This is a genomic window from Delftia sp. NA_296.1 (assembly GCF_052692095.1).
On record NZ_JBQZGF010000012.1, the window covers coordinates 71,144 to 96,883 of the forward strand.

At 65.8% G+C, this 25,740-nt stretch carries 24 protein-coding genes and 2 tRNA genes; 18 read left to right on the top strand and 8 right to left on the bottom strand.

Translation table 11 applies throughout. The features are described from left to right. The first annotated feature begins 165 nt into the window (after positions 1 to 165). The 10 genes from aceA to ACUTR7_RS25295 all read left to right on the top strand — a co-directional run bounded on the left by aceA (position 166) and on the right by ACUTR7_RS25295 (position 9,986). Complete coding sequence (aceA, locus tag ACUTR7_RS25250; protein WP_013801675.1) at positions 166 to 1,497, top strand: isocitrate lyase; 1,332 nt, start codon at positions 166 to 168, stop codon at positions 1,495 to 1,497. Between the two features lie 308 nt (positions 1,498 to 1,805). Then, positions 1,806 to 3,737, top strand: a complete 1,932-nt coding sequence (thrS, locus tag ACUTR7_RS25255) for a threonine--tRNA ligase (RefSeq protein WP_034395367.1) — start codon at positions 1,806 to 1,808, stop codon at positions 3,735 to 3,737. An 80-nt stretch (positions 3,738 to 3,817) separates the two neighbouring features. After that, entirely contained in the window at positions 3,818 to 4,435 is a 618-nt protein-coding gene (infC, locus tag ACUTR7_RS25260; RefSeq protein ID WP_012206414.1) for a translation initiation factor IF-3, read from the top strand. A gap of 203 nt (positions 4,436 to 4,638) precedes the next feature. Next, entirely contained in the window at positions 4,639 to 4,842 is a 204-nt protein-coding gene (gene rpmI / locus ACUTR7_RS25265; RefSeq protein WP_012206413.1) for a 50S ribosomal protein L35, read from the top strand. A gap of 26 nt (positions 4,843 to 4,868) precedes the next feature. After that, a complete protein-coding gene (gene rplT, locus ACUTR7_RS25270) occupies positions 4,869 to 5,228 on the top strand; it encodes a 50S ribosomal protein L20 (protein WP_012206412.1) in 360 nt (119 codons plus the stop codon). Positions 5,229 to 5,338: 110 nt separating this feature from the next. After that, complete coding sequence (gene pheS, locus ACUTR7_RS25275) at positions 5,339 to 6,391, top strand: phenylalanine--tRNA ligase subunit alpha (protein ID WP_012206411.1); 1,053 nt, start codon at positions 5,339 to 5,341, stop codon at positions 6,389 to 6,391. A 75-nt stretch (positions 6,392 to 6,466) separates the two neighbouring features. Then, a complete protein-coding gene (gene pheT / locus ACUTR7_RS25280) occupies positions 6,467 to 8,914 on the top strand; it encodes a phenylalanine--tRNA ligase subunit beta (protein WP_445610094.1) in 2,448 nt (815 codons plus the stop codon). A gap of 33 nt (positions 8,915 to 8,947) precedes the next feature. After that, a complete protein-coding gene (locus ACUTR7_RS25285) occupies positions 8,948 to 9,280 on the top strand; it encodes an integration host factor subunit alpha (RefSeq protein ID WP_012206409.1) in 333 nt (110 codons plus the stop codon). Positions 9,281 to 9,468: 188 nt separating this feature from the next. Then, positions 9,469 to 9,879 (top strand): MerR family transcriptional regulator, encoded by a 411-nt coding sequence (locus tag ACUTR7_RS25290; protein ID WP_013801679.1) that lies wholly within the window; start codon positions 9,469 to 9,471, stop codon positions 9,877 to 9,879. Between the two features lie 30 nt (positions 9,880 to 9,909). After that, a tRNA-Pro gene (locus ACUTR7_RS25295) sits at positions 9,910 to 9,986 on the top strand. Between the two features lie 90 nt (positions 9,987 to 10,076). Here the strand turns inward: ACUTR7_RS25295 and ACUTR7_RS25300 are convergent. Continuing rightward, positions 10,077 to 11,075: a LysR substrate-binding domain-containing protein gene (locus ACUTR7_RS25300; protein ID WP_313236102.1), complete on the bottom strand. Its 999-nt coding sequence runs from the start codon at positions 11,073 to 11,075 to the stop codon at positions 10,077 to 10,079. A gap of 53 nt (positions 11,076 to 11,128) precedes the next feature. Between ACUTR7_RS25300 and ydiJ the strand changes: the two genes are divergently transcribed. The 4 genes from ydiJ (at position 11,129) to ACUTR7_RS25320 (ending at position 15,900) form a co-directional block, all read left to right on the top strand. Then, positions 11,129 to 14,182 carry a D-2-hydroxyglutarate dehydrogenase YdiJ gene (gene ydiJ / locus ACUTR7_RS25305; RefSeq protein WP_445610095.1) on the top strand — a complete coding sequence of 1,018 codons (3,054 nt, stop codon included), beginning with the start codon at positions 11,129 to 11,131 and terminating at the stop codon, positions 14,180 to 14,182. Between the two features lie 107 nt (positions 14,183 to 14,289). Further along, positions 14,290 to 14,366: transfer RNA gene (locus tag ACUTR7_RS25310), tRNA-Pro, on the top strand. Positions 14,367 to 14,596: 230 nt separating this feature from the next. After that, positions 14,597 to 14,947, top strand: a complete 351-nt coding sequence (locus tag ACUTR7_RS25315) for a single-stranded DNA-binding protein (RefSeq protein WP_012206405.1) — start codon at positions 14,597 to 14,599, stop codon at positions 14,945 to 14,947. 134 nt (positions 14,948 to 15,081) lie between these two features. Next, positions 15,082 to 15,900, top strand: a complete 819-nt coding sequence (locus ACUTR7_RS25320) for a MetQ/NlpA family ABC transporter substrate-binding protein (protein WP_123695209.1) — start codon at positions 15,082 to 15,084, stop codon at positions 15,898 to 15,900. Positions 15,901 to 16,083: 183 nt separating this feature from the next. Here ACUTR7_RS25320 and ACUTR7_RS25325 read toward each other — a convergent pair whose 3' ends face one another. The 6 genes from ACUTR7_RS25325 to ACUTR7_RS25350 form a co-directional block, all read right to left on the bottom strand. Then, positions 16,084 to 16,809: a nitroreductase gene (locus tag ACUTR7_RS25325; RefSeq protein ID WP_445610096.1), complete on the bottom strand. Its 726-nt coding sequence runs from the start codon at positions 16,807 to 16,809 to the stop codon at positions 16,084 to 16,086. A 4-nt stretch (positions 16,810 to 16,813) separates the two neighbouring features. Beyond that, complete coding sequence (locus ACUTR7_RS25330; RefSeq protein WP_445610097.1) at positions 16,814 to 18,013, bottom strand: thiolase family protein; 1,200 nt, start codon at positions 18,011 to 18,013, stop codon at positions 16,814 to 16,816. After that, on the bottom strand, positions 18,010 to 19,524 hold the full coding sequence (locus ACUTR7_RS25335) for an AMP-binding protein (protein ID WP_445610098.1): 1,515 nt from the start codon (positions 19,522 to 19,524) through the stop codon (positions 18,010 to 18,012). The genes ACUTR7_RS25330 and ACUTR7_RS25335 overlap by 4 nt, the downstream gene beginning before the upstream one ends. After that, on the bottom strand, positions 19,517 to 20,110 hold the full coding sequence (locus tag ACUTR7_RS25340) for a biotin transporter BioY (protein WP_013801685.1): 594 nt from the start codon (positions 20,108 to 20,110) through the stop codon (positions 19,517 to 19,519). Before ACUTR7_RS25340 ends, ACUTR7_RS25335 begins: the two co-directional genes overlap by 8 nt. A gap of 70 nt (positions 20,111 to 20,180) precedes the next feature. Beyond that, a complete protein-coding gene (locus tag ACUTR7_RS25345) occupies positions 20,181 to 20,774 on the bottom strand; it encodes an energy-coupling factor transporter transmembrane component T family protein (protein ID WP_043820550.1) in 594 nt (197 codons plus the stop codon). 17 nt (positions 20,775 to 20,791) lie between these two features. Then, positions 20,792 to 21,532, bottom strand: coding sequence for an energy-coupling factor ABC transporter ATP-binding protein (locus tag ACUTR7_RS25350; RefSeq protein WP_428145709.1), 741 nt, complete (start codon positions 21,530 to 21,532; stop codon positions 20,792 to 20,794). 386 nt (positions 21,533 to 21,918) lie between these two features. Here ACUTR7_RS25350 and ACUTR7_RS25355 point away from each other — a divergent pair, with 386 nt between their 5' ends. The 4 genes from ACUTR7_RS25355 to ACUTR7_RS25370 all read left to right on the top strand — a co-directional run bounded on the left by ACUTR7_RS25355 (position 21,919) and on the right by ACUTR7_RS25370 (position 25,054). Next, entirely contained in the window at positions 21,919 to 22,800 is an 882-nt protein-coding gene (locus tag ACUTR7_RS25355) for a methionine ABC transporter ATP-binding protein (protein WP_034395395.1), read from the top strand. Between the two features lie 51 nt (positions 22,801 to 22,851). Further along, entirely contained in the window at positions 22,852 to 23,517 is a 666-nt protein-coding gene (locus tag ACUTR7_RS25360; protein WP_012206396.1) for a methionine ABC transporter permease, read from the top strand. A gap of 62 nt (positions 23,518 to 23,579) precedes the next feature. Then, positions 23,580 to 24,410 carry a MetQ/NlpA family ABC transporter substrate-binding protein gene (locus ACUTR7_RS25365; protein ID WP_013801689.1) on the top strand — a complete coding sequence of 277 codons (831 nt, stop codon included), beginning with the start codon at positions 23,580 to 23,582 and terminating at the stop codon, positions 24,408 to 24,410. Positions 24,411 to 24,505: 95 nt separating this feature from the next. Then, a complete protein-coding gene (locus ACUTR7_RS25370; protein WP_012206394.1) occupies positions 24,506 to 25,054 on the top strand; it encodes an NADPH-dependent FMN reductase in 549 nt (182 codons plus the stop codon). A gap of 100 nt (positions 25,055 to 25,154) precedes the next feature. Here ACUTR7_RS25370 and ACUTR7_RS25375 read toward each other — a convergent pair whose 3' ends face one another. Further along, complete coding sequence (locus tag ACUTR7_RS25375) at positions 25,155 to 25,637, bottom strand: hypothetical protein (RefSeq protein WP_445610099.1); 483 nt, start codon at positions 25,635 to 25,637, stop codon at positions 25,155 to 25,157. Between the last annotated feature and the right edge of the window lie 103 nt (positions 25,638 to 25,740).

The window sequence follows — 25,740 nt, forward strand, 5'->3', positions numbered from 1 at the left end:
GATTTCATATTGAAAAATATGAAAATAACTCGTTGATTTATATGATGAAAAAATTAGTCTTGTATAAGACACAAGATGTTGATGAGGTCTTCTATAAGACTTAAATTTGATCCCAAGGCCGACGCAAGAAAGCCGCTTGTTTCAACCACCTCCCAGGAGAGCAACATGCCCCAATCCCTGACCCAGCAACTGAGCCGTGAACAGCAGATTTCCGCCCTTGAGAAAGACTGGGCGCAGAACCCCCGTTGGAAGGGCGTCAAGCGCGGCTACAGCGCCGCCGACGTGGTGCGTCTGCGCGGCAGCCTGCAGCCCGAGTACACGCTGGCCCAGCGTGGCGCGGAACTGCTCTGGGACAGGATCAACGGCGGTGCCAAGAAAGGCTATGTGAATGCCTTTGGCGCCATCTCCGCAGGCCAGGCCATGCAACAGGCCAAGGCTGGCCTGGAGGCGGTGTACCTGTCGGGCTGGCAGGTGGCTGCAGATGGCAACACCAGCGAAACCATGTACCCCGACCAGTCGCTGTACGCCTATGACTCGGTGCCCACCATGGTGCGCCGCATCAACAACACCTTCAAGCGTGCCGACGAAATCCAGTGGGGCCGTGGCATCAACCCCGGCGACAAGGAATTCATCGACTACTTCCTGCCTATCGTCGCCGATGCGGAAGCCGGTTTTGGCGGCGTGCTCAACGCTTTCGAACTGATGAAGAACATGATTGCCGCTGGCGCAGCCGGCGTGCACTTCGAGGACCAACTGGCTGCCGTGAAGAAGTGCGGCCACATGGGCGGCAAGGTTCTGGTGCCCACCCAGGAAGCCGTCGAGAAGCTGATCTCCGCCCGCTTTGCCGCTGACGTGATGGGCGTGCCTACCATCGTGCTGGCCCGCACCGATGCTGAAGCCGCCAACCTGATCACCTCGGATCACGACGCCAACGACAAGCCGTTCCTGACCGGCGAGCGCACACAGGAAGGCTTCTACCGTGTCCGCAATGGCATGGAGCAGTCCATCAGCCGCGGTGTGGCCTATGCGCCCTATGCCGACCTGGTGTGGTGCGAAACCGGCGTGCCCGACATCGGCTTTGCCCGCGAGTTCGCCCAGGCCGTGCATGCCGCCTGCCCAGGCAAGCTGCTGAGCTACAACTGCTCGCCTTCGTTCAACTGGAAGAAGAACCTCAACGACAGCCAGATCGCCTCCTTCCAGGAAGACCTGTCTGCGCTGGGCTACAAGTTCCAGTTCATCACGCTGGCCGGCATTCACATCAACTGGTTCAACACGTTCAAGTTTGCCCACGCCTACGCCAACGGCGAAGGCATGAAGCACTACGTGAACATGGTGCAGGAGCCCGAATTCGCAGCCCGCGAACAAGGCTACACCTTCGTGTCGCACCAGCAGGAAGTGGGTGCAGGCTACTTCGACGACGTGACCACGGTGATCCAGGGCGGCTCGTCCAGCGTGAAGGCGCTGACCGGCTCCACGGAAGAGGAGCAATTCCACTGAAGCGCGGCTTCGGTGAGTGCAACTTCAGGTAGATAGGGGTGAGAAAGCGTCCGGGGCCTTGTGCTTCGGGCGCTTTTTCTTTGCTGGGGTTAAAATGGCGGAAGTTTTCAATTGACAACAACTGACAAGGGCGAGAAAGGCATCATGGTTATGACACCGCGAACTACATCGGAGATGTACACCGGCCGCTAGCGGCTGGCGGTTCGCGCCTGCACGAGATTCACTCGACCCCAAGAAAGCGCGGACCTGGCTCCGCGCTTTTTGCTTTTGGGGGATGCGCGCCCCCTGAGAAATATTTTAGGAATCCCATGATCCACATTACGCTTCCCGATGGTTCGCAACGTGAGTACCCCGGCCCGGTCACCGTGGCCGAAGTGGCCGCATCCATAGGCACGGGCCTTGCCAAAGCGGCACTGGCCGGCAAGGTGGGGGCTGGCGAGGACGCCAAGGTGGTGGACACCAGCTTCGTCATCGACAAGGACATGCCCTTGTCCATCGTGACGGCCAAGGACGCCGATGGCTTGGAGGTGATCCGCCATTCCACGGCCCACTTGCTGGCCTATGCGGTCAAGGAACTGTTCCCGGAGGCCCAGGTCACCATCGGTCCCGTGATCGAGAACGGCTTCTACTACGACTTCTCGTACAAGCGCCCCTTCACGCCCGAGGACCTGGTTGCCATCGAAAAGCGCATGGCCGAACTGGCCGCCAAGGACGAGCCCGTGGTGCGCCGCGTACTGCCGCGCGACGAGGCCGTTGCGTACTTCAAGGGCATCGGCGAGAACTACAAGGCCGAGATCATCGCCAGCATCCCCTCCAATGAGGATGTGAGCCTGTACCGCGAAGGCAGCTTCGAGGATCTGTGCCGCGGCCCGCACGTGCCCAGCACCGGCAAGCTCAAGTTCTTCAAGCTGATGAAGGTGGCTGGCGCCTACTGGCGTGGCGACCATCGCAACGAGATGCTGCAGCGCGTGTACGGCACGGCCTGGGCATCGAAAGACGACCTGCAGCAGTACCTGCACATGCTGGAGGAGGCTGAAAAGCGCGACCACCGCAAGCTGGGCCGTGAACTGGATCTGTTCCACATCGACGAGCATTCGCCGGGCACCGTGTTCTGGCACCCGAAGGGCTGGTCCCTGTGGCAAGAGGTCGAGCAGTACATGCGCCGCGTGTACCGCGACAACGGCTATCAGGAAGTCAAGGGTCCGCAGATCCTGGACAAGACCCTGTGGGAGAAGACTGGCCACTGGGACAAGTACCGCGAGAACATGTTCACGACCGAGTCGGAAAAGCGCGACTACGCGCTCAAGCCGATGAACTGCCCTGGCCACATCCTGATCTTCAAGCAGGGCATCAAGAGCTACCGCGACCTGCCGCTGCGCTACGGCGAATTCGGCCAGTGCCACCGCAACGAGCCCACGGGCGGCCTGCACGGCATCATGCGCGTGCGCGGCTTCACGCAGGATGACGGCCACGTCTTCTGTACCGAAGACCAGATCCAGCCCGAGGTGCTGGCCTTCACCACGCTGCTGCAAAAGGTCTACGCGGACTTCGGTTTCAGCGACATCATCTACAAGGTCGCCACGCGCCCTGAGGCGCGCATCGGCTCTGATGAAAGCTGGGACAAGGCAGAAGCTGCGCTGATCAACAGCCTGGAGGCTTCGGGCTGCGAGTACGTGATCTCGCCCGGCGATGGCGCGTTCTACGGCCCCAAGATCGAGTACACGCTCAAGGACGCCATCGGCCGTCAGTGGCAGTGCGGAACCATCCAGGTGGATTTCTCCATGCCCGAGCGCCTGGATGCGGAGTACGTGGGCGAGGATGGCGACCGCCATCGCCCCGTGATGCTGCACCGTGCCATCGTTGGCAGCCTGGAGCGTTTCATCGGCATTCTCATCGAGCAGCACGCTGGCGCCATGCCGACGTGGCTGGCTCCCGTGCAGGCCGCCGTGCTCAATATCACCGATGCGCAGGCGGACTATGTGCGGGAAGTCGCACAAAAGCTGCAAAAAGCATTTCCGAATCAAGGCCTTAGGGTGGCGACAGATCTGCGCAACGAAAAGATTACGTATAAAATACGGGAGCATTCGTTGCAAAAGCTGCCTTACATCCTTGTTGCTGGCGACAAGGAGAAGGCCGCTGGTGCAGTGGCAGTGCGCGCACGGGGCAACAAGGACCTCGGTGTGATGTCGGTTGATGCGTTCATTGAACTCGTGGCCAAGGACATCGCGGCGAAGGCCTGATGGAGCATCTCCAAAGGCGGTAGCCGCTTGCGTGTACTGCACACAAGCGGCTACGCTGTTGTAGCAACTTAAATCCAAGGGTGAGAACCATAGCTACTGAATTTCGTGATCGGCGCCACCGTGAAGAGCGCAAGCATCGTCTCAACCGTGAAATCATGGCGCCTGAAGTGCGTCTGTCCGGCCCGGAGAACGAGCCGCTGGGCATCGTGCCTCTGCAGGAAGCGCTGCGCATGGCGGGCGAGCTGGACGTGGACCTGGTGGAAATTGCCGCCACTGCCACTCCACCTGTCTGCCGGTTGATGGACTATGGCAAGTTCAAGTACCTTGAACAGAAGAAGGCTGCCGAAGCCAAGGCCAAGCAGACCGTCATCGAAATCAAGGAAGTGAAATTCCGCCCTGGTACCGACGACGGCGACTACAACATCAAGCTGCGCAACATCCGCCGTTTCCTGGCCGATGGTGACAAGTGCAAGATCACGCTGCGGTTCCGCGGCCGTGAAATCACGCACCAGCAGATTGGTCTGGACCTGCTGAACCGTCTGCGTGACGATCTGGCGGATTCCATCCAGGTGGAGCAGTTCCCCAAGCTGGAAGGCCGCCAGATGGTGATGATGATCGCCCCTGCGCGCAAGAAGCCCACAGCTGGCGGCAAGCCGGCAGAAGTTTCTGCTGCACCTGCGGTGGCTGATAAGGCATAATCGCGGTTTCGCCCTTCGTTGAGGGGCGACAGAATTTGCAGGCCGTGCGCGAGTTGATTGCGCGAGGCGTGCGATGCAAGGGACATGGTTTCCATGTCCCTTGTTCTTGCCGGCCTCCGGGCTGGCACAGAAGTGTCTCGGGGCCAGCAAGTGCGCGCAGTGTTGCGAGCCGCCTCACGAGCACAAACAACAGGAGCATTCAAATGCCCAAAATGAAGACCAAGAGCAGCGCGAAGAAGCGTTTTCGCGTTCGTCCCGGTGGCACCGTCAAGCGCGGTCAAGCCTTCAAGCGTCACATCTTGACCAAGAAGACCACCAAGAACAAGCGTCACCTGCGTGGTGCAGTGTCTGTGCATGAGACCAACATGGGCTCTATCGCACAAATGCTGCCGATGGCTGGCCTGTAATTCACTGACGAACAAGGAGAAAACACATGCCTCGCGTCAAACGTGGTGTAACGGCCCGCGCCCGTCACAAAAAAGTTCTGGCCCTTTCCAAGGGTTTCCGCGGCCGCCGCGGCAATGTCTTCCGCATCGCCAAGCAGGCGGTGATGAAGGCTGGGCAATATGCCTACCGTGACCGCCGTGCCAAGAAGCGCGTGTTCCGCCGTCTGTGGATCGCCCGTATCAACGCCGCTGCACGTGAACTGGGCCTGACATACAGCCAGTTCGCCAACGGCCTGAAGAAGGCAGCCATCGAGATCGACCGCAAGATGCTGGCCGATATCGCGGTGCACGACAAGGCTGCATTTAGCAGCATCGTTGATCAAGTCAAGGCCAAGCTGGCTGCTTGAGATAACGGTCTGCGGCCATCCTCGTGATGGTCTGCAGCGCAAACAGCAAGGGCTAGGGCTTGAAAAGGCTGCTAGCCCTTGTTTCTTTTCACAGTCGATAAAGAGTCGATATGAACGAGTTGGATTCTCTGGTCGAGAGCGCGCAGCAGCTGTTCGCGCAGGCACAAACCCCCGCTGATCTGGAAAACGCCAAGGCGCAGTTTCTGGGCAAGTCGGGCAAGGTGACCGAGCTCATGAAGGGCATGGCGCAGCTTTCCGTCGAAGAGAAGAAGTCGCGCGGAGCCGCCATCAACGTGGCCAAGCAAGGCATCGAGGCCGCGCTGACCGCGCGCCGCAAGGCCCTGGCCGATGCCGAACTGCAGGCCCACCTGAAGGCCGAGGTGCTGGATGTGACCTTGCCGGGCCGCCGCCGTGGCCAGGGTGGCCTGCACCCCGTGTCGCTGACGCTGGAGCGCATCGAGGGCATCTTCGGCTCCATGGGCTTCGATGTGGCCGAGGGCCCCGAGATCGAGTCCGACTGGTTCAACTTCACGGCGCTGAACACGCCCGAAGACCATCCCGCCCGTTCCATGCACGACACCTTCTACGTGGAAGGCGGCACGGAACAGGCCCCCAATCTGCTGCGCACGCACACCAGCCCCATGCAGGTGCGCCATGCCGTGCAGCACGTCAAGAAATACCGTGAGCGGCTGGACGCCGGCCAGGGCATGCCCGAGATCCGCGTGATCGCGCCGGGCCGCACCTACCGCGTGGACAGCGATGCCACGCACTCGCCCATGTTCCACCAGTGCGAAGGCCTGTGGATCGGTGAGAACGTCAGCTTCAAGGACCTGAAGGTGGTCTTCACCGACTTCTGCAAGACCTTCTTCGAGAGCGACGACCTGGTGCTGCGCTTCCGTCCCAGCTTCTTCCCCTTTACCGAGCCCAGCGCCGAGATCGACATCCAGTTCCAGAGCGGCCCGTTGGCCGGCCGCTGGCTGGAAGTGGCCGGCTCCGGCCAGGTGCACCCCAACGTGGTGCGCAACATGGGGCTGGACCCCGAAAAGTACATCGGCTTTGCCTTTGGCATGGGGCCTGACCGCCTGACCATGCTGCGCTATGGCGTCAACGATCTGCGACTGTTTTTTGACGGCGATATCCGCTTCCTGTCGCAATTCCGTTGATCCGGCTGCAAGCCTTCGCCAAAGAGTCCGCCAGCGCCACGGCGCGCGGACTGAACCAACGCCAAAGAGTCTGATATGCAATTTCCCGAATCCTGGCTGCGCGAGTTCTGCAATCCGCCGCTGACCACCCAAGAACTGGCCGACACCCTGACCATGGCCGGCCTGGAGGTGGAGGAGCTGGAGCCCGTGGCGCCGCCGTTCACCAAGATCGTCGTCGGTGAGATCAAGGCTGCCGAGCAGCATCCCAATGCCGATCGCCTGCGCGTGTGCCAGGTCGATGTGGGCGGACCCGAGCTGCTGACCATCGTCTGCGGCGCGCCCAACGCGCGCGTGGGCATCCGCGTGCCCTGCGCCACGGTGGGCGCCGAGCTGCCGCCCGGTGAAGATGGCAAGCCTTTCCTGATCAAGATCGGCAAGCTGCGCGGTGTGGAGAGCTTCGGCATGCTGTGCTCGGCACGCGAGCTCAAGCTGTCCGAGGACCATGGCGGCCTGATGGAGCTGCCGCTGGACGCGCCCCTGGGCCAGAACATCCGCGAATACCTGAACCTGGACGACACGCTGCTCACGCTCAAGCTCACGCCCAATCTGGCGCATTGCCTGAGCGTCTACGGCGTGGCGCGCGAAGTGGCTGCGCTGACCGGCGCGCCGCTCAAGCCCCAGTCGTTCACGCCTGCCGCCGTGGGCGTGCAGGACAGGCTGGCCGTGAAGATCGAGGCGCCCGACCTGTGCGGCCGCTTCTCGGGCCGCGTGGTGCGCAATGTCAACACCCAGGCGAAGACGCCGCAGTGGATGGTCGATCGCCTGGCGCGCTGCGGCCAGCGCAGCGTGGCGCCGCTGGTGGACATCTCCAACTATGTGATGTTCGAGCTGGGCCGTCCTTCGCACATCTTCGACCTGGACAAGATCCACGGCGGCCTGCAGGTGCGCTGGGGTAAGGAAGGCGAGCAGCTCAAGCTGCTCAACGGCAACACCGTCACCGTGGATGGACAGGTGGGCGTGATCGCCGATGAGCGCGAAGTCGAGTCGCTGGCCGGCATCATGGGCGGCGACGCCACGGCCGTGTCCGACGACACGCGCCACATCTACATCGAGGCCGCATTCTGGTGGCCCAAGTCGATTGCCGGCCGTTCGCGCCGCTACAACTTCTCCACCGATGCGGGCCACCGCTTCGAGCGGGGCGTCGATCCCGAACTGACGGTCGAGCACATCGAGCGCATCACCGAGCTGGTGCTGCAGATCTGCGGCACGCCCGAGACCGTCTGCGGCCCCATCGACGACCAGAAGTCCAACATGCCCCAGCCCAAGCCCGTCACGCTGCGCGTGGCGCGTGCGGCCAAGGTCATCGGCATGCCGCTCACGCAGCAGCAGTGCCACGATGCGCTGGCCGGCCTGGGCCTGCCGGTGGAGCAGGGCGATGGCGTGCTCACCGTCACGCCGCCCAGCTTCCGCTTCGACATCAACATCGAGGAAGACCTGATCGAGGAAGTGGCGCGCATGGTGGGTTACGAGAACCTGCCCACGACCAAGCCGCTGGCGCCCATTGCGCCCAAGCTGCGCGCCGAAAACCGCCGCAGCCAGTTCGCCGTGCGCCGCGCGCTGGCCGATCTGGGCTACCAGGAAACCATCAACTTCAGCTTTGTGGAAGCCGCATGGGAGAAGGATCTGGCCGGCAACGCCAATCCCATCCAGCTGCTCAACCCCATCGCAAGCCAGCTCAGCGTGATGCGCTCCAGCCTCATCGGCTCGCTCATGCAGGTGCTCAAGTTCAATGCCGACCGCAAGGCCGAGCGCGTGCGCGTGTTCGAGCTGGGCCGTGTCTTCCTCAAGGATGACAGCGTTGTTGACAGCGACACCACGGTCAAGGGCTTCTACCAGCCCATGCGCGTGGCGGGCCTGGCCTGGGGCGCTGGAGAGCAGCTGCAATGGGGCCGCGCCGAAGCCAAGGTGGACTTCTACGACGTCAAGGGCGATGTCGAGGCGCTGCTGGCGCCGCGCAAGCCCGTGTTCGAGCCGGCCGAGCATCCGGCCATGCACCCGGGCCGCTGCGCGCGCGTGCTGCTCGATGGCCAGTCCATCGGCTTCATCGGCGAGCTGCATCCCCAGTGGCGCCAGCAATGGGATCTGGCCCAGGCGCCCGTGCTGTTCGAGCTGGAGCTCGATGCCGTGCTGGCGCGCGAGGTGCCGGTGTTCAAGCCCGTGGCCAAGCACCAGGCCGTGGAGCGCGACATTGCCGTGGTCGTGAACGAAAAGGCCACGCATGCCCAGCTCATGCAGGCGGTGGAAGCTGCCCAGACAGGCGGCCTGCTGCGCTCTGCCGTGCTGTTCGATGTGTTCCGTCCCAAGGCGCTCAAGGCCGGTGAGACAGCGGCACCGGGCGCGCTGGCGCAGGACGAAAAGAGCCTGGCCGTGCGCCTGACGCTGGGCAATGACGACAGCTCGCTGACCGATGTGCAGATCGAGCAGGCCGTGCAGGCCGTGCTCGAGCAGCTGCAGCAACGCCTGGGCGCGCGCCTGCGCGCCTGATGGAAGGCCCATGCCGTGAAAGGAGATCCCGTGATGGAACTGACGGTGGAAAGTCTTGATTCGCCCGCGCTGACCAAGGCGCAGCTGGCGGACCTGCTGTTCGACGAGATCGGCCTGAACAAGCGCGAATCCAAGGAAATGGTGGATGCGTTCTTCGAGCTGATCTCGCAAAGCCTGGTGACGGGCGAGGATGTGAAGCTGTCGGGCTTCGGCAACTTCCAGATCCGCACCAAGGCGCCGCGTCCGGGGCGCAACCCGCGCACGGGCGAGGCCATTCCGATCGAGGCGCGCCGCGTCGTGACCTTCCATGCGAGCAGCAAGCTCAAGGAGCAGATCCAGGAAGGCACGACGGGCTCCGCGTCCTGAAGGGTCGTCCCCGGGGCCCGGCTTGCCGTGGCCCAGCTGTCGTCAGCCTGTCTGCCTTGCGGTGGATGGGCTGTTTTTACGACAGGGTGCTGGCCTGCAAGCGAGCTGTGCAGTAGGCTCGGCCTTCTTCCCGGATCGGCGTCCGCGCACCAGCGGCATTGCACATCCTGACCTCATCCACATTTGCCATGGCTTCACTTCTGCCCCAGATTCCCGCCAAGCGCTACTTCACCATCGGTGAGGTCGCGGATCTGTGCGACGTCAAGCCGCATGTGCTGCGCTACTGGGAGCAGGAGTTCACGCAGCTGCGCCCCATGAAGCGGCGCGGCAACCGCCGCTACTACCAGCACCACGAAGTGCTGATGATCCGGCGCATCCGCGAGCTGCTCTACGAGCAGGGCTTCACCATCAACGGCGCGCGCAACCGCCTGCGTGAGGCCTCGGGGTCTGCCGTGGTTCCCGCGCTGCAGGCAGGTGTCGTGGTGTCGGCGCCGGCTGCCGCGCCGCTGCTCGGTGGCGATGCCGCGGCCAGCGTTCCGCTGGAGCCGGAGGCCGTGCGGGAGGAGCTTTTGCAGATTCGTGCGCTGCTTTCTATTTGAGAGCAAAAAGCTGTATATAATTGAATTCTTCGGCGTGTAGCGCAGCCTGGTAGCGCACTTGCATGGGGTGCAAGGGGTCGCGAGTTCGAATCCCGCCACGCCGACCATAAATGAATACGGACCACAGCTTCTGGCTGTGGTCCGTTTTTCTTTGTGCCATCGCCAACCTCTGAAGGAGAGCGGCCGTTGCGCAGAGATCAACCCTGAGCGCAGGTCTCAAGCAGCCATTGCCGGAAGGCTGCCAGCGCCGGCAGTGTCGCGTTCCTCTCGGGATAGACCAGGTAGTAGCTGCGCTGGCTGGGGATGGCATCTCCCACCACGTGCAGCTCACCGCGCGCCATCTCCTCTTCCACCAGTACCCGTGGCACCAGGCCCACGCCCATGCCTGCCAGCACGGCCTGTATCAGGTGCGAGGTCAGCTCGAAGCTCGGCCCTATCCGCATCTGCCGGTGATCGAGCCGATAGTGCGTGAACCACTCGCTCCAGGCCTGCCGGTTGCTGGCCACCGTGAGCAGCACCTGCTGGCCCGCCCAATCCGGCGAGGCTGCTGCCTGCCCGGCCTGCTGCAGTGCCTGCGGGCTGGCCACCGCCACCAGAAACTCGTGGTACAGGCGATGCGCGGTCAGCCCGGGCCAGTCTCCCGTGCCGACGGTGATGGCGGCGTCTATCTCTGCGCTGTCGAAATCGATATCGCCGATGCGCGAGTGGATGTGCATCGTCACCCCGGGCTGCGCCTGGTAGAAGCCATGCAGGTGCGGCAGCAGCCATTTGGAGCCGAAGGTGGGCAGGGTGGCCAGATTGAGGGTGCCACCGCCGGACTGGCGTGACATGGCCTGCAGGGTGGCGCTGCGTATGCGGCCCAGCGCGGCGCCCAGGTCGATGAAGTAGCGGCGTCCCACGTCGGTCAGGCGCACCGTGCGGCCCTCGCGGCGGAACAGGCTGATGCCCAGCTGCGCCTCCAGTGTCTGCACCTGCCGGCTGATGGCGCTCTGGCTGAGCGACAGCTCCTCGGCCGCACGCGCATAGCTTTCGTGGCGCGCGGCCGCCTCGAAGACCAGCAGCAGGGACATGGAGGGCGTCAGGCGTCGGTAATTCATGAGTTTTATGCAGTGTTTGCGGCAGCAATTTTCGTTTGTTCCAGAGGAAGAGTGTAGAGATACTTGCGGCCATGGTCGGCCTGAAATCGTGTATTGCATGCATGGGTTTTCTGGGCTGATCGCCTGCAACAAATCTCCCCACCTTGCCTTCCATGTCGATTGCCCCACTGCCCCACGCCAGCGCCCCCGTGCCTGCCCAATACCTTGAGTTTCTTGAAGCACTGAAGGCCGCCGGCTTCGAGGGCGACGTGGACACGGACCATGCCAGCCGCACCGTGCTGGCCACGGACAACTCCATCTACCAGCGCATGCCGCAGGCGGCCATCTACCCGCGTCACGCCGAGGATGTGGCCAGGGCGGCGCAGGTGCTGGCGCGGCCTGAGTTCCGCGATGTGGTGCTGACACCGCGCGGCGGCGGCACGGGCACGAACGGGCAGTCGCTCACGCATGGCGTGACCATGGACTTGTCGCGGCACATGAACGGCATCCTCGAAATCAATGCCGAGCAGCGCTGGGTGCGCGTGCAGGCCGGCGTGGTCAAGGACCAGCTCAACGCTGCGCTCAAGCCATACGGACTGTTCTTTGCCCCCGAGCTGTCCACCTCCAACCGCGCCACCATCGGCGGCATGATCAACACCGATGCCAGCGGGCAGGGCAGCTGCACCTATGGAAAGACGCGCGACCACGTGCTGGCGCTGGACTTCGTGCTGCTCGGCGGCGAGCGCCTGCACAGCGTGCCGCTGGATGCCGAGGCGCTGGAGCGCATGTGCGCCGATTCGGGGCGCATCGGCAAGGTGCACCGCACGGCGCGGCGCATCAGCGAGGATCAGGCGGAGTTGATCGAGGCCAGATTCCCCAAACTCAACCGCTGCCTCACCGGCTATGACCTGGCCCATCTGCGCGAAGGTGACGGGCGCTTCAACCTCAACAGCGTGCTGTGCGGCGCCGAAGGCTCGCTGGGCTTCGTTGTGGAGGCGCGGCTCAACGTGCTGCCCATTCCCCGCTATTCGGTGCTGGTCAACGTGCGCTATGCGGGCTTCATGGATGCGCTGCGCGATGCGCGCGCGCTGATGGCGCACCGGCCGCTGTCCATTGAGACGGTGGATTCCAAGGTGCTGTTGCTGGCCATGAAGGACTTCGTCTGGAGCAGCGTGGCCGAGTACTTTCCGCAGGACGGCCAGCGCCCTACGCTGGGCATCAACCTGGTGGAATTCAGCGGTGACGATCCGCAGGAGGTCGATGGCCGCGTGCAGGCCTTCCTCGCGCACCTGGGCGCCGACGCCTCGGTGGAGCGGCTGGGCCACACGCTGGCGGCGGGCAATGCAGCGGTGCAACGCGTCTATGCCATGCGCAAGCGCGCCGTGGGCCTGCTGGGCAACGTGGCGGGCGAGGCGCGGCCCCAGCCCTTTGTCGAAGACACGGCCGTGCCGCCCGAGAACCTGCCCGAGTTCATTGCCGAGTTCCGCGCGCTGCTGGACAGCCACGGCCTGCAGTACGGCATGTTCGGCCACGTCGATGCCGGCGTGCTGCATGTGCGCCCCATCCTGGACATGAAGAACCCCGTGGACGCCGCCCTGGTGCGCCCCATCTCCGACGCGGTGGCCGAACTCACGCAGCGCCATGGCGGCCTGCTGTGGGGCGAGCACGGCAAGGGCCTGCGCTCCGAATATGTGCCGGCCTTCTTCGGCGAGCTGTATCCCTCGCTGCAGCAGCTCAAGGCCGCCTTCGACCCGCACAACCAGCTCAACCCCGGCAAGATCGCCACGCCGCCGGCCAGCAAGACCTTGCTGCTCAAGGTGGACGGCGTCACCACGCGCGGCGAGCTGGACCGGCAGATCGACGAGCGCGTATGGCAAAGCTATGGCGCGGCCATGCACTGCAACGGCAATGGCGCCTGCTACAACTTCGACCCGGACGACGCCATGTGCCCTTCCTGGAAGGCCACGCGCCAGCGCGTGCATTCGCCCAAGGGCCGTGCCTCGCTGATGCGCGAATGGCTGCGCCTGCAGGGGCAGGCCGGCGTGAACGTGCTGGAGGTCGCGCAGCGGCCCCAGCCCTTCCTGTCCAGCCTGGCTGCGCGCTGGCGCAACAGCCGCGCGGCGCGCCGCGGCGAGGCCGATTTCTCTCACGAGGTCTATGACGCCATGGCCGGCTGCCTGGCCTGCAAGTCCTGCGCCGGGCAGTGTCCCGTCAAGGTCAACGTGCCCGAATTCCGCTCGCGCTTTCTGGAGCTCTACCACCGCCGCTACCTGCGGCCCGTGCGCGACTACCTGATCGGCTCGCTGGAGTTCACCATGCCGTGGCTGGCGCGCATGCCCGCGCTCTACAACGGGGTGATGGGCTCGCCATGGATGCGCGATGTGCTCAGCCGTCGCATCGGCATGGTCGATGGCCCGCTGCTGAGCCGGCTGGACCTGGCAGCCACCTTGCGGCAATGGAAGGTGCGCGCGGCCGATGCGCAGGCACTTGCTGCGCTCACGCCCGAGCAGCGCGCACGCAGCGTGGTCATCGTGCAGGACAGCTTTACCCGCTACTTCGAGACCGGCCAGCTGCAGGTGCTGATCGAGCTGGCCGCACGCCTGGGATTCCAGGTCTGGCTGGCGCCGCTGCTGCCCAATGGCAAGCCGCTGCATGTGCAGGGATTCATGGGCGCCTTTGCCAAGGCGGCCATCCGCAATGCCGCGCAGCTGGCGCAACTGGCGCAGTCCGGCGTTGCGCTGGTGGGGCTGGACCCGGCCATGACGCTGGCCTATCGGCAGGAATATCTCAAAGTGCCGGGCATGGGCGAGGTGCCGAAGGTCGCGCTGCCCCAGGAGTGGCTGCTGCAGGTGCTGCCCGGGGCGGTGACCAGCGTGGCCAGCGTGGCCTACCGGCTGCTGCCGCACTGCACTGAAAAGACCAATGCGCCCGACAGCGGCAAGCAGTGGACGCAGCTTTTCGAGCGACGGGGGCTGCGCCTGAGCGTGGAGGCCACGGGCTGCTGCGGCATGTCGGGCACCTACGGGCATGAGGCGCGCAACCTCGAAACCTCCAAGACCATCTATGCCCAGTCATGGGAGAAACAGATCGAGAGCAAGCAGAACCTGGGCGAGCCGCTGGCCACCGGCTATTCCTGCCGCAGCCAGGTCAAGCGACTGTCTGCACGGCAGCTGCGCCATCCGTTGGAGGCCTTGCTGGACCACGTGCGCGCCACGCATCAGGGGTGAGAAGATGCGGGGGCTGAACGTCGCCATTTCAGGAATTTGCAGACATTTTTGAAAAATCTCTGCGTTTTCCCTGAAGGCCTGTTTTTAGTCCCTATAATTCAATGCTTCGGCGTGTAGCGCAGCCTGGTAGCGCACTTGCATGGGGTGCAAGGGGTCGCGAGTTCGAATCCCGCCACGCCGACCAAAACGCAAAGCTCCTGACGGAAACGTCAGGAGCTTTTTGCTTTGTACGTTCGTTTTTTTGCGCGTTCGATTTTGCACGCGATGGCGCCTTGCCGCGAAGAGCAAGGGCAAGAGCAAGTGCAGCTTCGCCAGGCAGGTCCATCACGGATGGCGAGGGCAGCCAGCGCATGAAAAGTCCATGCACCGCGAAGATGCGCGTCCCGGTCTGGGCACGTAAAACCTGCACCTACAATGGCGTCTTTTGTAACTGACGATTTCTTCCTGGTCTCGCACATGATGGATGGACTGATTACCGGCAGACTCACCGGTACGCCCGAACACCGCAGCGACCGCAATCGGCGCCCCTTCATGGTGGCCCGCGTGCGTTCCGAGGCATCCGATGGCACCTCCATCCCGGTCAACGTGGTTGCATTCGATGCCCAGGCCTGTGAGGTGCTGCGCAATCTGATCGAAGGCGATGCCGTGGCGCTGCGTGGCAGCTTCACGCCCAAGGTCTGGATAGACCGCCAGGAACAACCCCACCCTGTGCTGGACGTCGTGGCCCACCAGGTGATGGCAACGCCCGAGTTCCAGGACCGCTGACGCCCGCGCTGCGGCGCCGGTTGTGAGCTACTGAAAAAACTGTCTAGCCGCAGTGTGCCGGTACGGCCGCCGGGCGCTGTGTTGGCGCTACAGTGTGCGCCTGTGTTTTTGACAGGTTACAAGGAACCGCATCCATGCCCACCAAGCGCCATTTCCTCCGCCGCACGCTCACGGCCGCCGCGATTGCCGGCACCGCAGCCATGACCCTGCTGGCCATGCCCGCGCAGGCGCAGGACAAGCCCATCAAGGTCGGCGTCACGGCCGGCCCGCACGCCCAGATCATGGAGCAGGTCAAGAAGGTCGCCGAGAAGAACGGCCTGAAGATCCAGATCGTGGAATTCGGCGACTACGTGCAGCCCAATGCCGCGCTGTCTGCCGGTGACCTGGACGCCAACAGCTACCAGCACCGCCCCTACCTCGACGCCCAGGTGCGCGACCGCGGCTACAAGATCGGCTGGGTGGCCGACACGGTGAATTTCCCCATCGGCATCTATTCCAAGAAGATCAAGCAGCTGGCCGACCTGCCCCAGGGCGCCAAGTTCGGCATCCCCAACGACCCCACCAACGGTGGCCGCGTGCTGCTGCTGCTGCAGGCCCAGGGCCTGATCAAGCTCAAGGAAAGCGCGGGCCTGAAGGCCACGCCGCTGGACGTGGTCTCCAACCCCAAGAAGCTGCGCTTCGTGGAGCTGGACGCAGCCCAGCTGCCACGCTCGCTGGATGACCTGGACGCCTCGGCCATCAACACCAACTTCGCGATCTCGGCGGGCCTGAACCCCAAGACCGATGCCATTGCGCAGGAAAACGCCAAGAACCCCTATGTGAACATCCTGGTCGCGCGCGATGCCGACAAGGGCAAGCCCTGGGTGGCGCAGCTGATCAAGGCCTACCACTCCGATGAAGTGCGCCAGTTCATCGATGTGCAGTTCAAGGGATCGGTGATCCCTGCATTTTGATAGGAAGCACCCCCTGAGCGGCTGACGCCGCTTCCCCCTCTCTCGCTTCGCGGGAGGGGGACGACGCCCTCGCCGCGAGGCGGCTCTTGCTCGGCGTCCCTGAGTTGGGCTGCGCCGGTTTCGGTCGCCGTGTTCAGTGCGAGCAAGGGCTGAATTGCAAAAGCTGCCATTAGCAGCTTTTTTTCATTCCCCCAGCACTCTGAAGTATTCGGTCAGCGGTGCGCGGGTGGTCTGGGTGCGGTTGACGGGGGCGGCCTCGTCGGGCCAGCCCAGGGCCAGGCCGCAGACGATGTGCTCGCCGGGCGGCAGGTCGAGCACGCGGCGCACGGTGTCGGGGTAGGAGGCCAGGGCGCCGATGGCGCAGCTGCCCAGGCCCTGGGCGGCTGCGGCCATTTGCAGGCCGTACAGGGTCATGCCCAGGTCCATGTAGCCGCCTGCGCCGAAGCGGGCGTCAATGCTCACGACCAGCGCCACGGGCGCATCGAAGAAGCGGTAGTTGCGGCCGAACTGCGCGTCGCGCCCTGCGCGGTCCTCGCGGGCCACGCCCAGGGCGCTGTACAGGGCCTGGGCCGACGCCACCTGGCGCTTGCGCAGCGCCATGGGCATGGGGCGGGGGAAGTAGCCGTAGTCCTCGCGCTCAGGTGCTCCGCCTTGCCAGTCGGCCAGCAGCGCCTGTGTGAGTGCGCCGCGCAGGCTGCCGCGCACCTGGATGAACTGGCCTGGCTGCAGGTTGCCGCCGCTGGGCGCGCGGCGGGCCGAGTGCAGCAACTGGTGCAGCAGCGCATCCGGCACGGGATCGGGCCGGTAGGCGCGCACGGAGCGGCGCGCGTGCACCAGGGCCTCATGCGAATCGCCAAAGGGAAGGGTGTCGGACGGTGGGTTGGCGGACATGGGAAATGCGGAGTCCATGGATTCAAAGCGCCTGCACCAGGCAGGCTGCGCCTATGCCGCCCGCACCGGCAATGGCGGCCAGGCCCAGGGCCGGCCTGTGGGCTGCTGGCGTGCGGTGCAGGTCGCAGAGCATGCGCACCAGCGCAACCGCGCCCGATGCGCCTATGGGATGACCGCGCGCCAGGCCACCGCCGCCGGTGTTGAGCTGCTGCAGCGGCAGGCCCAGGGTTTCGGCAAAGGCCAGGGCCTGCACGGCGAAGGCATCGTGCAGCTCCACAGCCTGGAGCTCTGCCGCAGTCAGGCGAGGAAGCTGCAGCGCTGCGGCTCCACGCTCCAGCACCTGCTGGGCCGCCAGTGCGGCGGCGACCAGCGGTGTTTCGGGCGCATGGCCCAGCGAGGCACTGGCCACCCAGCGGGCGCGTGGCTGCAGGCCCAGGCGTGCGCAGGCCTGCGGCGTGGCCAGCAGCACCAGGGCGGCGCCATCGGCCTTGGGCGAGATGGTGGGCGTGCTCAGCGCATGGCGCTGGCGTGCATGGGCGTCAACGGCGCCACCCGCTTCGGCAACCACGGGCATGCGGGCAACGCGGGCCGGGTTCAAGGCGCGCGGATAGGCGTCGTGGTCCAGCCCGGCCATGGGCACGATCTCTTGGGCCAGCCGGTCGCGGTGCGCGAGCGCCAGCGCGTGGCTGTGGATGGCATGGGCCTCCTGAACGGCGCGGGTGATGCCATGGGCCAGCGCGTGGTCGGCGGCCGATTGCAGCAGGTCCGGGTCACGTGCGGGGTCGGGAGCGAACGCGGGGCGGTCATAGGTGACGGGCAACTCGCCTGCATGGCGCGGGCGTGTCTGGCGGATGGGGGCGCGGCTCCAGGCCTCGGCACCCCCGGCCACCACGATATCGGCCTGGCCCGACAGCAGCAGGCCTGCAGCCAGGGCCACGCTGTCCAGGCCCGAGCAGCATTGGGTGTCCACGCTGTGGGCCGCGCAGCGCTCGGGCAAGCCCGCAGCCAGGGCCAGCATGCGGGCCGGGTTGCCGCCTGCGCCCAGGGCGTTGCCTAAGACCACGGCATCCACGGCCCGGGCAGGCAGGCCGGCCCGGGCCAGCAGGGCCTGGAGCACGAGCGCGCCCAGTTCGTGCGCGGCAAGTTCGCGCAGCGCACCGCCCACGGGGGCGACGGGGCTGCGCGCCCAGGCCAGGATGACGGGGGCGTCTTGCGGGTTCATGGCAGGGGCAGCAGCGCGGGTTCGCAGGGCAGTGCCCGGCCAGTGTCCGTGTCCGTGGCGGTGGCAGTGGCCGCCAGCGCGCGCGCCAGACGGCCGTGGTCGGTCTTGCCGCTGGCGGTCTGCGGCCAGTCGGTGCAGCTCCACCATTGGCGCGGCAGCTTGTAGCTTTCCAGGCGCTCGCGCAGCCAGGCCGCCAGCGCCTGTGCGGAGCCTGCGGGCGCGGCGCCGTGCCATTGCACGACGGCGTGCACCTGCATGCCGCGCAGGGCGTCGGGCAGGCCTTGGATGGAGACCTGGGCCACGCCCGGGTGCGCGGCCAGCAGGGTTTCGACTTCTTCGGGGAACAGGTTCTTGCCCTGGGTGACGAGCATGCGGCTCTGGCGCCCGGCCAGGCACAGCTGGCCGCCGGCATCGATATGGCCCATGTCGCGCACGGACAGCCATTCGCCGTCGCGCAGCGCGGCCGTGCCATCGCGCGCCTCGCCCACATAGTCCATGAACAGCATGGGGCTGCGCATGTAGATCAGGCCGTCCTCGCCCGGCTGCAGGGGCTGGTCGCCGGGCTGCTGCGTGGCGGGGCGGATCTGCAACTGCACATTGCTGAAGGGCCGGCCCACGGCCTGGGGCGGGGCCTGTTCGTCGGCCTCCATCCAGGCGATGAAGCTGGCCTCCGAGGCACCGTAGAACTCGATGATGCGTGCGCGCGGAAACAGCGCGCGCAGGGCCGGGGTCTGGGCGCGCATCCAGCGCGCGCCGCTGATCATGATCAGTTCCACCTCGGGGATGGGCGCCAGCGCGCGGTGTGCGGCCCATTGCAGCATCAGCAGCAACTGGCTGGGCACGGCGACCAGGCAGGGCGCCTCGCCGCGCGCCAGCGAGGCCAGGCAGCGCGCCGCCGAGAACCGCTCCTGCACCACGGCGCCTTCGCCGCACCACAGGCCCTGCATCACGCCGAACAGGAACAGCGAATGCGAGATGCGCCCGGGCGCCATGGTGCGCTGCGCGGCCACGGCGCCGAAGTCCTCGAGGCAGACGCGAAAGCTCTCTGTCCACGAACGGTGGTGGCGCATGAAGCCCTTGGGCAGCCCGGTGCTGCCCGAGGTGAAGCCGGTGTAGAAGGCGCCGGTGGCGGTGGCCTCGGCCAGAGCGCTGGGCGCCGTGGGTAGCCAGCCTTCGATGCGCTGGCGCACGGCCTCGGGCCAATCGGGGTCGGCCACGGCGGCGCAGCGGCCGCTGTGGAGGATGGCGAGGAATTCGACGATGGCATCCACGGTGCTGGCGCTGCCGCCCGTGTCCAGCAGCAGCATCTCTGGAGCCTGCCCGGCCACCAGCGCGGCCGAGCGCTGCAGCACGGCGGCATGCAGCGCGGCAAAGCTCCATTGGCCCGCCTCGCTTTGCAGCGCCAGCGCATCGGGGCGCTGCCGGGCCCAATGCTCCAGCGGGCCATGGACCAGGGTCCACGGGTGCTGCAGCGGCGCGGCCAGCGGGTGGGGCGCGAGTGGCTCAACCATGCTGGCGGCCTCCGAACGGCCAGTCCGGCATGCCGCGCGCCACCGTGTGCACCACCAGGGCGCACAGCACGCACTTGATCAGATCGCCGGGCACGAACAGCAAGGTGGCCATGAAGGCCTGCGACAGGCTGAGCTTGGCCATCAGCATGAGGCCCAGCACGCCAAAGGCATGCAGGGCCACCAGCCCGCCCAGCGCCGAGGCTGCAAAGGCGCTGAACGCCGCGCGCCGGGGCGAGCCCTGGGGCAGCGCACGCATGACCAGGCCGGCAATGCAGGCCGCCAGCGGGTAGCCCAGCAGGTAGCCGGCCGAGGGCGCCATGAAGACGGCAATGCCGCCGCGCCCGCCCGACAGCAGGGGCAGGCCCACGGCCACGGCCGCAAGGAACAGCAGCATGGACTGCATGCCGCGCCAGGGGCCGAGCATCACGCCGGCCAGCATCACGCCCAGCGACTGGATGGTGATGGGCACGCCCAGCGGCAGGTCGATCTTGGGAATCAGGCCCATGACCGCCATCAGCGCCGCAAACAGCGAGACCTGGGCCATGGAGCGCGCGGAGGCGCGTGAGACGGTGGAGGGGGCGGTCATGGACGGTTCTCGGAAGGTTCTCGCAAGGCTCTTGCGTATGGATCGGTCGGGAAATGGGGCAGGGCAGGCCTCAGCGGCCCAGGCGCGCCCACAGCGCGTCGGACACGCGGCGCGTGGCCTGCAGCATGTGGATGGTCAGCGGCGCAATCAGGCGCAGGCCGCCGGCGCGGCCCGTGCGCAGCCGGTGGGCATCGTCCATGCGCTTCCACTGCACAAAGAAATGCTCGGTGAAACGCAGCATCAATGCCAGCTGCAGGGCCACCTGTTCGGGGGAGATGCCGATGCGCTCCAGCGGCGCCAGCAGCCGCTCCAGCACATCGACCAGATCGCTGGGGCGTGTGCTCACGGTCAGCGCCATGCCCAGCGTGGAGGCGCAGACCAGGCGCAGCGCGCTGGCGGCGGCCAGGGCGTAGTGCTGCATCCACACATGGAAGGCGGCGACCAGCAAGGCGGCCACGGTGACCGACAGCATGAGCCGCCGTGCACCCTCGGTGGCACGGCCCAGCGACAGCCACAGCAGGCCGCAGGCGGCGCCGGCCAGGGCCAGCAGCCACGGTGAATCGATGAGGAACAGGCCCGTTCCCAGCAGCGCCATGAGCAGCAGCTTGCGGCCCGCGCTCCAGGCATGGAGCCAGCTGGTGTATTCGCTGTAGAGGCTTCCCATGGCGGCCGGCTCCTGCGTCAGTCCTGCGCTTGCAGCCGGCGTGCCACGTCGGCTTCATAGGCCGCGCAGACCTCATGGCCGGGGCCGTCTGCGCGCACTTGGCCGCGCTCCAGCCAGAGCACGCGGCCAAAGCTGCGCACGTGGTCCAGCACGTGGGTGGAGACCAGCACCTGCTGCTCGGCAGCCGCGATGTCGCGGGCCAGCCGCGCCTGGCCCGGCAAGTCCAGGCTGGCGAAGGGCTCGTCCAGCAGCAGCACGCGCGGCGCGGCAATGAGCAGGGCCAGCCAGCACACCTGCTGGCGCTGGCCCTGGCTGAGCCCGGCCACGGCGCGCGGTGCCCAGTCGGCCAGGCCGCGGCTGGCCAGCAGGGCACGGGCGCGCTCCGTGGCCTCGCGCCGCGAGATGCCCGAAGGGCGCAGACCCAGGGCCAGCTCTTCCTCCACGGTGGGGAAGATGATCTGGTCGTCGGGGTTCTGGAACATCAGCCCGACCTGGCCCGGGCGCTGTGCACGGGCCTCGTGCAGTTCGGTGCCGTCCAGCAGCACGCGCCCGGCCTCGGGCGCATCCAGGCCGCACAGCAGGCGGAACAGGCTGGTCTTGCCGGCGCCGTTGTCGCCGATGAGGCCCACGCGCGGCTCGTCCAGCCGCAGGTCGAGGCCGTCAAAGACTGTTGTGATGCCGCGCCGCAGGCGCACGGCTTCCACGCGCAGGCTGGCGGTGCTGGCAGGGCGGTCGGCAGTTCGAGAGGATTCGGGCATGGCAAAGGAAAGCGGGCACTTACCTGTAATGCACGCAACCGCAAGGGATCTTGCCGTTGTACAGGCCTGTCGGGGGCGGATTCTAGCAATGCCGTCCAGGCCGTACATCAAGGCTTGAAAGACGGCAATCGATATAAGCACCGTATTTTTTATTCTTTTGTTTGAACAACGTTTTGCAACACACTCGTTAGAACACTAATGACGGCAGATCCTGGGGATTCGCCTGTGCTTGGCGACGACGCAAGACAACGCATGCCCATCGGCTTGCAACTGCGTCCAACTCCTCAGCACAGGGCCCGGAAATTGCGCGCCATTGCCTGGAGATGGCGGTGCAAAGGCTGCCGTTGCCGATCCCAGGACCGTTTTCACTGCCGAACCGAGACTCCATGACCGTCCAGACCGCCCATTTGGCCCCGGAAAACGCGCTGATCCGCCTGCGCGACCTGCAAAAGAAATTTGTAACAGCCGATGGCAAGCACTTCGATGCCGTGCGTTCGGTATCACTGGACATCGGCCAGGGCACGGTCTTCGGCCTGATCGGCAAGAGTGGTGCGGGCAAGTCCACGCTGCTGCGCCTGATCAACCTTCTGGAGCGCCCCGACAGCGGCGAGGTGGTGGTGGCAGGCCAGCGCCTGACCGACCTGGGCCGCCGCGCGCTGCGCGAGGCGCGCCAGAACATCGGCATGATCTTTCAGCAGTTCAACCTGCTGCAGAACGCCACCGTGTTCGAGAACGTGGCCTTTCCGCTGCGCATTCACGGTGGCCATTCGCGTGCCCAGATCGAGCAGCGCGTGCGCGAGTGCCTGGACATCGTCGGCCTGACCGACAAGGCAGCCAGCCATCCTGCCCAGCTGTCGGGCGGCCAGAAGCAGCGCGTGGCGATTGCGCGCGCCCTGGCGCCGCGCCCGCAGGTGCTGCTGTGCGACGAGCCCACCTCGGCGCTGGACAGCGAGACCACGCGCTCCATCCTGGCCACGCTGGCCGACATCAACAGCCGCCTGGGCGTGACCATCGTCATCGTCACGCACGAGCTGGCCGTGGTCGATGCGCTGTGCAGCGAGGTGGCCATCATCGAGCAGGGCCAGGTGGCCGAACGCTTCACGCTGCCCGCCCTGCCGCAGGGCCGTGCCTACGAGGCGCCGCAGCGCGCCACGCTGCTGGGCAGCGAACTCGAGGCCCTGCGCGTGGAGCGCGCCGACAAGGCCCTGCGCGAGCGCGGCGCCACCCGCCCCGTGGTGCTGCGCGCCGTGGGTGGCTCCGAGCACTGATGGGGTCTTCGCCCCTTCCCGTTTTTCCCTTCTTTTCGATTCCGCATTCCCATGTCTGAAAACATCGTCGAAATCCTGCCCGAGCTGTGGCTGGCCATGGGCCAGACCCTTTTGATGCTGGGCATCGGCCTGTCGGCCGCCGTGCTCATTGGCGGCCCGCTGGGCGTGCTGCTGTTCCTGCTGGGACCCGGTCAGTCGCTGGACAACCGCCCGGCCTTCGCCGTGCTGAACTGGACGGTCAACACCGTGCGGTCCTTCCCCTTCATCATCTTGCTGGTCGCGCTGGTGCCCTTCACGCGCTGGCTGGCCGGCACCTCCATCGGCCCGCTGGCTGCGGCCGTGCCGCTGTCCGTGGCGGCCATTCCCTACCTGGCACGCCTGGTGGACCAGTGCCTGCGCGATGTGCCGCGCGGCGTGATCGAGGCCGCGCACGCCATGGGCGCCTCGGAGCTGCAGATCGTCTGGCGCGTGCTCATCGTCGAGGCGCGCTCGGGCTTGGTGCTGGCGCTGACCGTGCTGGCCGTGAGCTTTCTGTCGTACTCCGCCATTGCCGGCGTGGTGGGCGGCGGCGGCATTGGCGATCTGGCCATCCGCTACGGCTACTACCGCTTCCAGACCGATGTGATGGTGCTCACCGTGACCATCCTCGTGGCCATGGTCCAGGTCATCCAGTTCGTGGGCAACACGGCGGCCCGCCGCCTGGACAAGCGCGGCTGAGCGCGCTGTCCAGACCCGCTTTCTTCTTTCTTCCCGCTCTCTCCCAAAAAAAGGATTCCGACATGACCGCATCCCTTTCCTTCGTGCGCCGCCATCTGCTGGCCTCGGCCGCCGCCCTTGCCGCTGCCAGCGTGCTGGCGCTGCCCGCCCACGCCCAGGCCGACAAGAAGCAGCTGGTGATCGGCGGCACGGCAGGCTCCAACATCGACCAGCTCAAGCAGGGCATCGTGCCGCTGCTGCAAAAGAAGGGCTACCAGGTCAAGCTGGTGGAATTCAACGACTACGTGCAGCCCAACCTGGCGCTGGCCCAGGGCTCGCTGGACGCCAACTTCTTCCAGCACCGCGTCTACCTGCAGAAGTTCGCGGCCGACCAGAAGCTGGATCTGGTGGAGCTGGTGCAAGGCCCCATTGCCCCCCTGGGCGTGTATTCCAAGACCCGCAAGACCCTGGCCGAAGCCAAGGAAGGCGACCGCGTGACCCTGCCCAACGACCCGAGCAACCTGGCGCGTGCACTGGTGCTGCTGGAGCAGGCCGGGCTGATCAAGGCCAAGCCCGGCATCGATCCGCTGCGCGTGTCCGAAAAGGACCTGGCCGAGAATCCGCGCAAGCTCAAGTTCATCCCGCTGGAAGCCGCACAACTGCCGCGTTCGCTGGGCGACACCGAGTACGCCATCATCAACGGCAATTTCGCCATCTCTTCGGGCCTGAAGCTGACCGAGGCCGTCTCGCTGGAAAAGACCCCCGACCACTACCTGAACGTGGTGGCCATCAAGAAGAAGGACCAGGGCACGGCATGGGCCAAGGACCTGGCCGAGGTCTACCGCTCCGCCGAATTCAAGGCCGTGGTGGACAGCAAGTTCCAGGGCTACGCCAAGCCCTCCTTCCTACAGTGAGCCCGCTGAAGGCGGCCACATAATGGCTGCTTGCGGGAGGTGCCCCTCCCGCCTCTTTCCCGCCCGTTTCCCGCCATTTCCTCCAGGAGCAATGCATGAGCCAGATCAAGGTCGCTGTCATCGTGGGCAGCCTGCGCAAGGATTCCTTCAACCGCAAATTCGCCGACGCCATTGCGCGCCTGGCGCCCGAAGGCCTGGTCTTCGAGCAGGTCGCCATCGACAACCTGCCCCTGTACAACCAGGACCATGACGGCAATGAGGTGGACGTGGTCAAGCAGTTCCGCGCCCAGATCCAGTCGGCCCAGGCCGTGCTGTTCCTGACGCCCGAGTACAACCGCTCGATTCCCGGCGTGCTCAAGAATGCGCTGGACCAGGGCTCGCGCCCCTACGGCAAGAGCGTCTGGGCCGGCAAGCCCGCTGCCGTGGCCGGCGTCTCCGTGGGTGCCATCGGCACGGCGCTGGCGCAGCAGCACCTGCGCAATGTGCTGGCCTACCTGGACATGCCGACGCTGGCCCAGCCCGAAATCTTCATCCAGGCCAAGGACGGCCTGTTTGCCGAAGACGGCTCCATCGGCGCCGGCAGCCGTGATTTCGTGAACGGCTTCGTGCAGAAGTTCGCTGCCTGGGCGCGCAAGCACCAGTGAGCGGTGCGGCAAGGCCGCTCAAGACACAAAAAAGCCCGGCAATGCCGGGCTTTTGCGTTGCGGCTCCTGTGAGCGCAGAGGTCAGGAAGCGTCAGAAGCGTCAGGAAGCGGGAGACGGGTTGGCAATCGCCGCAGCAGGGCGTGCGGCGGACGATGCCTTCTCGCGCGCCTGGGCCTGGTCGATGGCGTCGATGATCACCACGCCCGTCGACTTGACGCCGGGCGCCGAAAAGCCGGCACCGGGCGTCACGCCGGGATGGGCCAGCAGCTTGCGCGTCATTTCCTGGTTCAGCTGCTGCTGGCTGGGCTTGGCGGGGGTGGGCGCGGCGGCGGCCTGCTCGGGCTCCTCGGGCGCAGGCGCCTCGTCGGTGTTGCGCACGTAGCTGCGGTAGACGCGCGAATTGAGCTGCTCCTGGTCCTGCTCGCGCTGGTACTGCATGAACTGGTAGACGCCGATGCCCAGCACGGTAATGGCCAGCAGGGACACGGCGATCACCGTGATCACCAGGTTTTCATCGGACGGCGGGCGGACATGGACAGGGCCGCGGGGCCGGGCATGGGGACGGTGGCTTGTGGCTGGCATGGATGGAAGGCAGTGAATGCAATAAGGCTGCCTGGATATCGGCAGGTCCGCCGTCCTTCTGAAATACAGACGGTTCGTGTCGGACAAGGCCGCGAATAGGGCG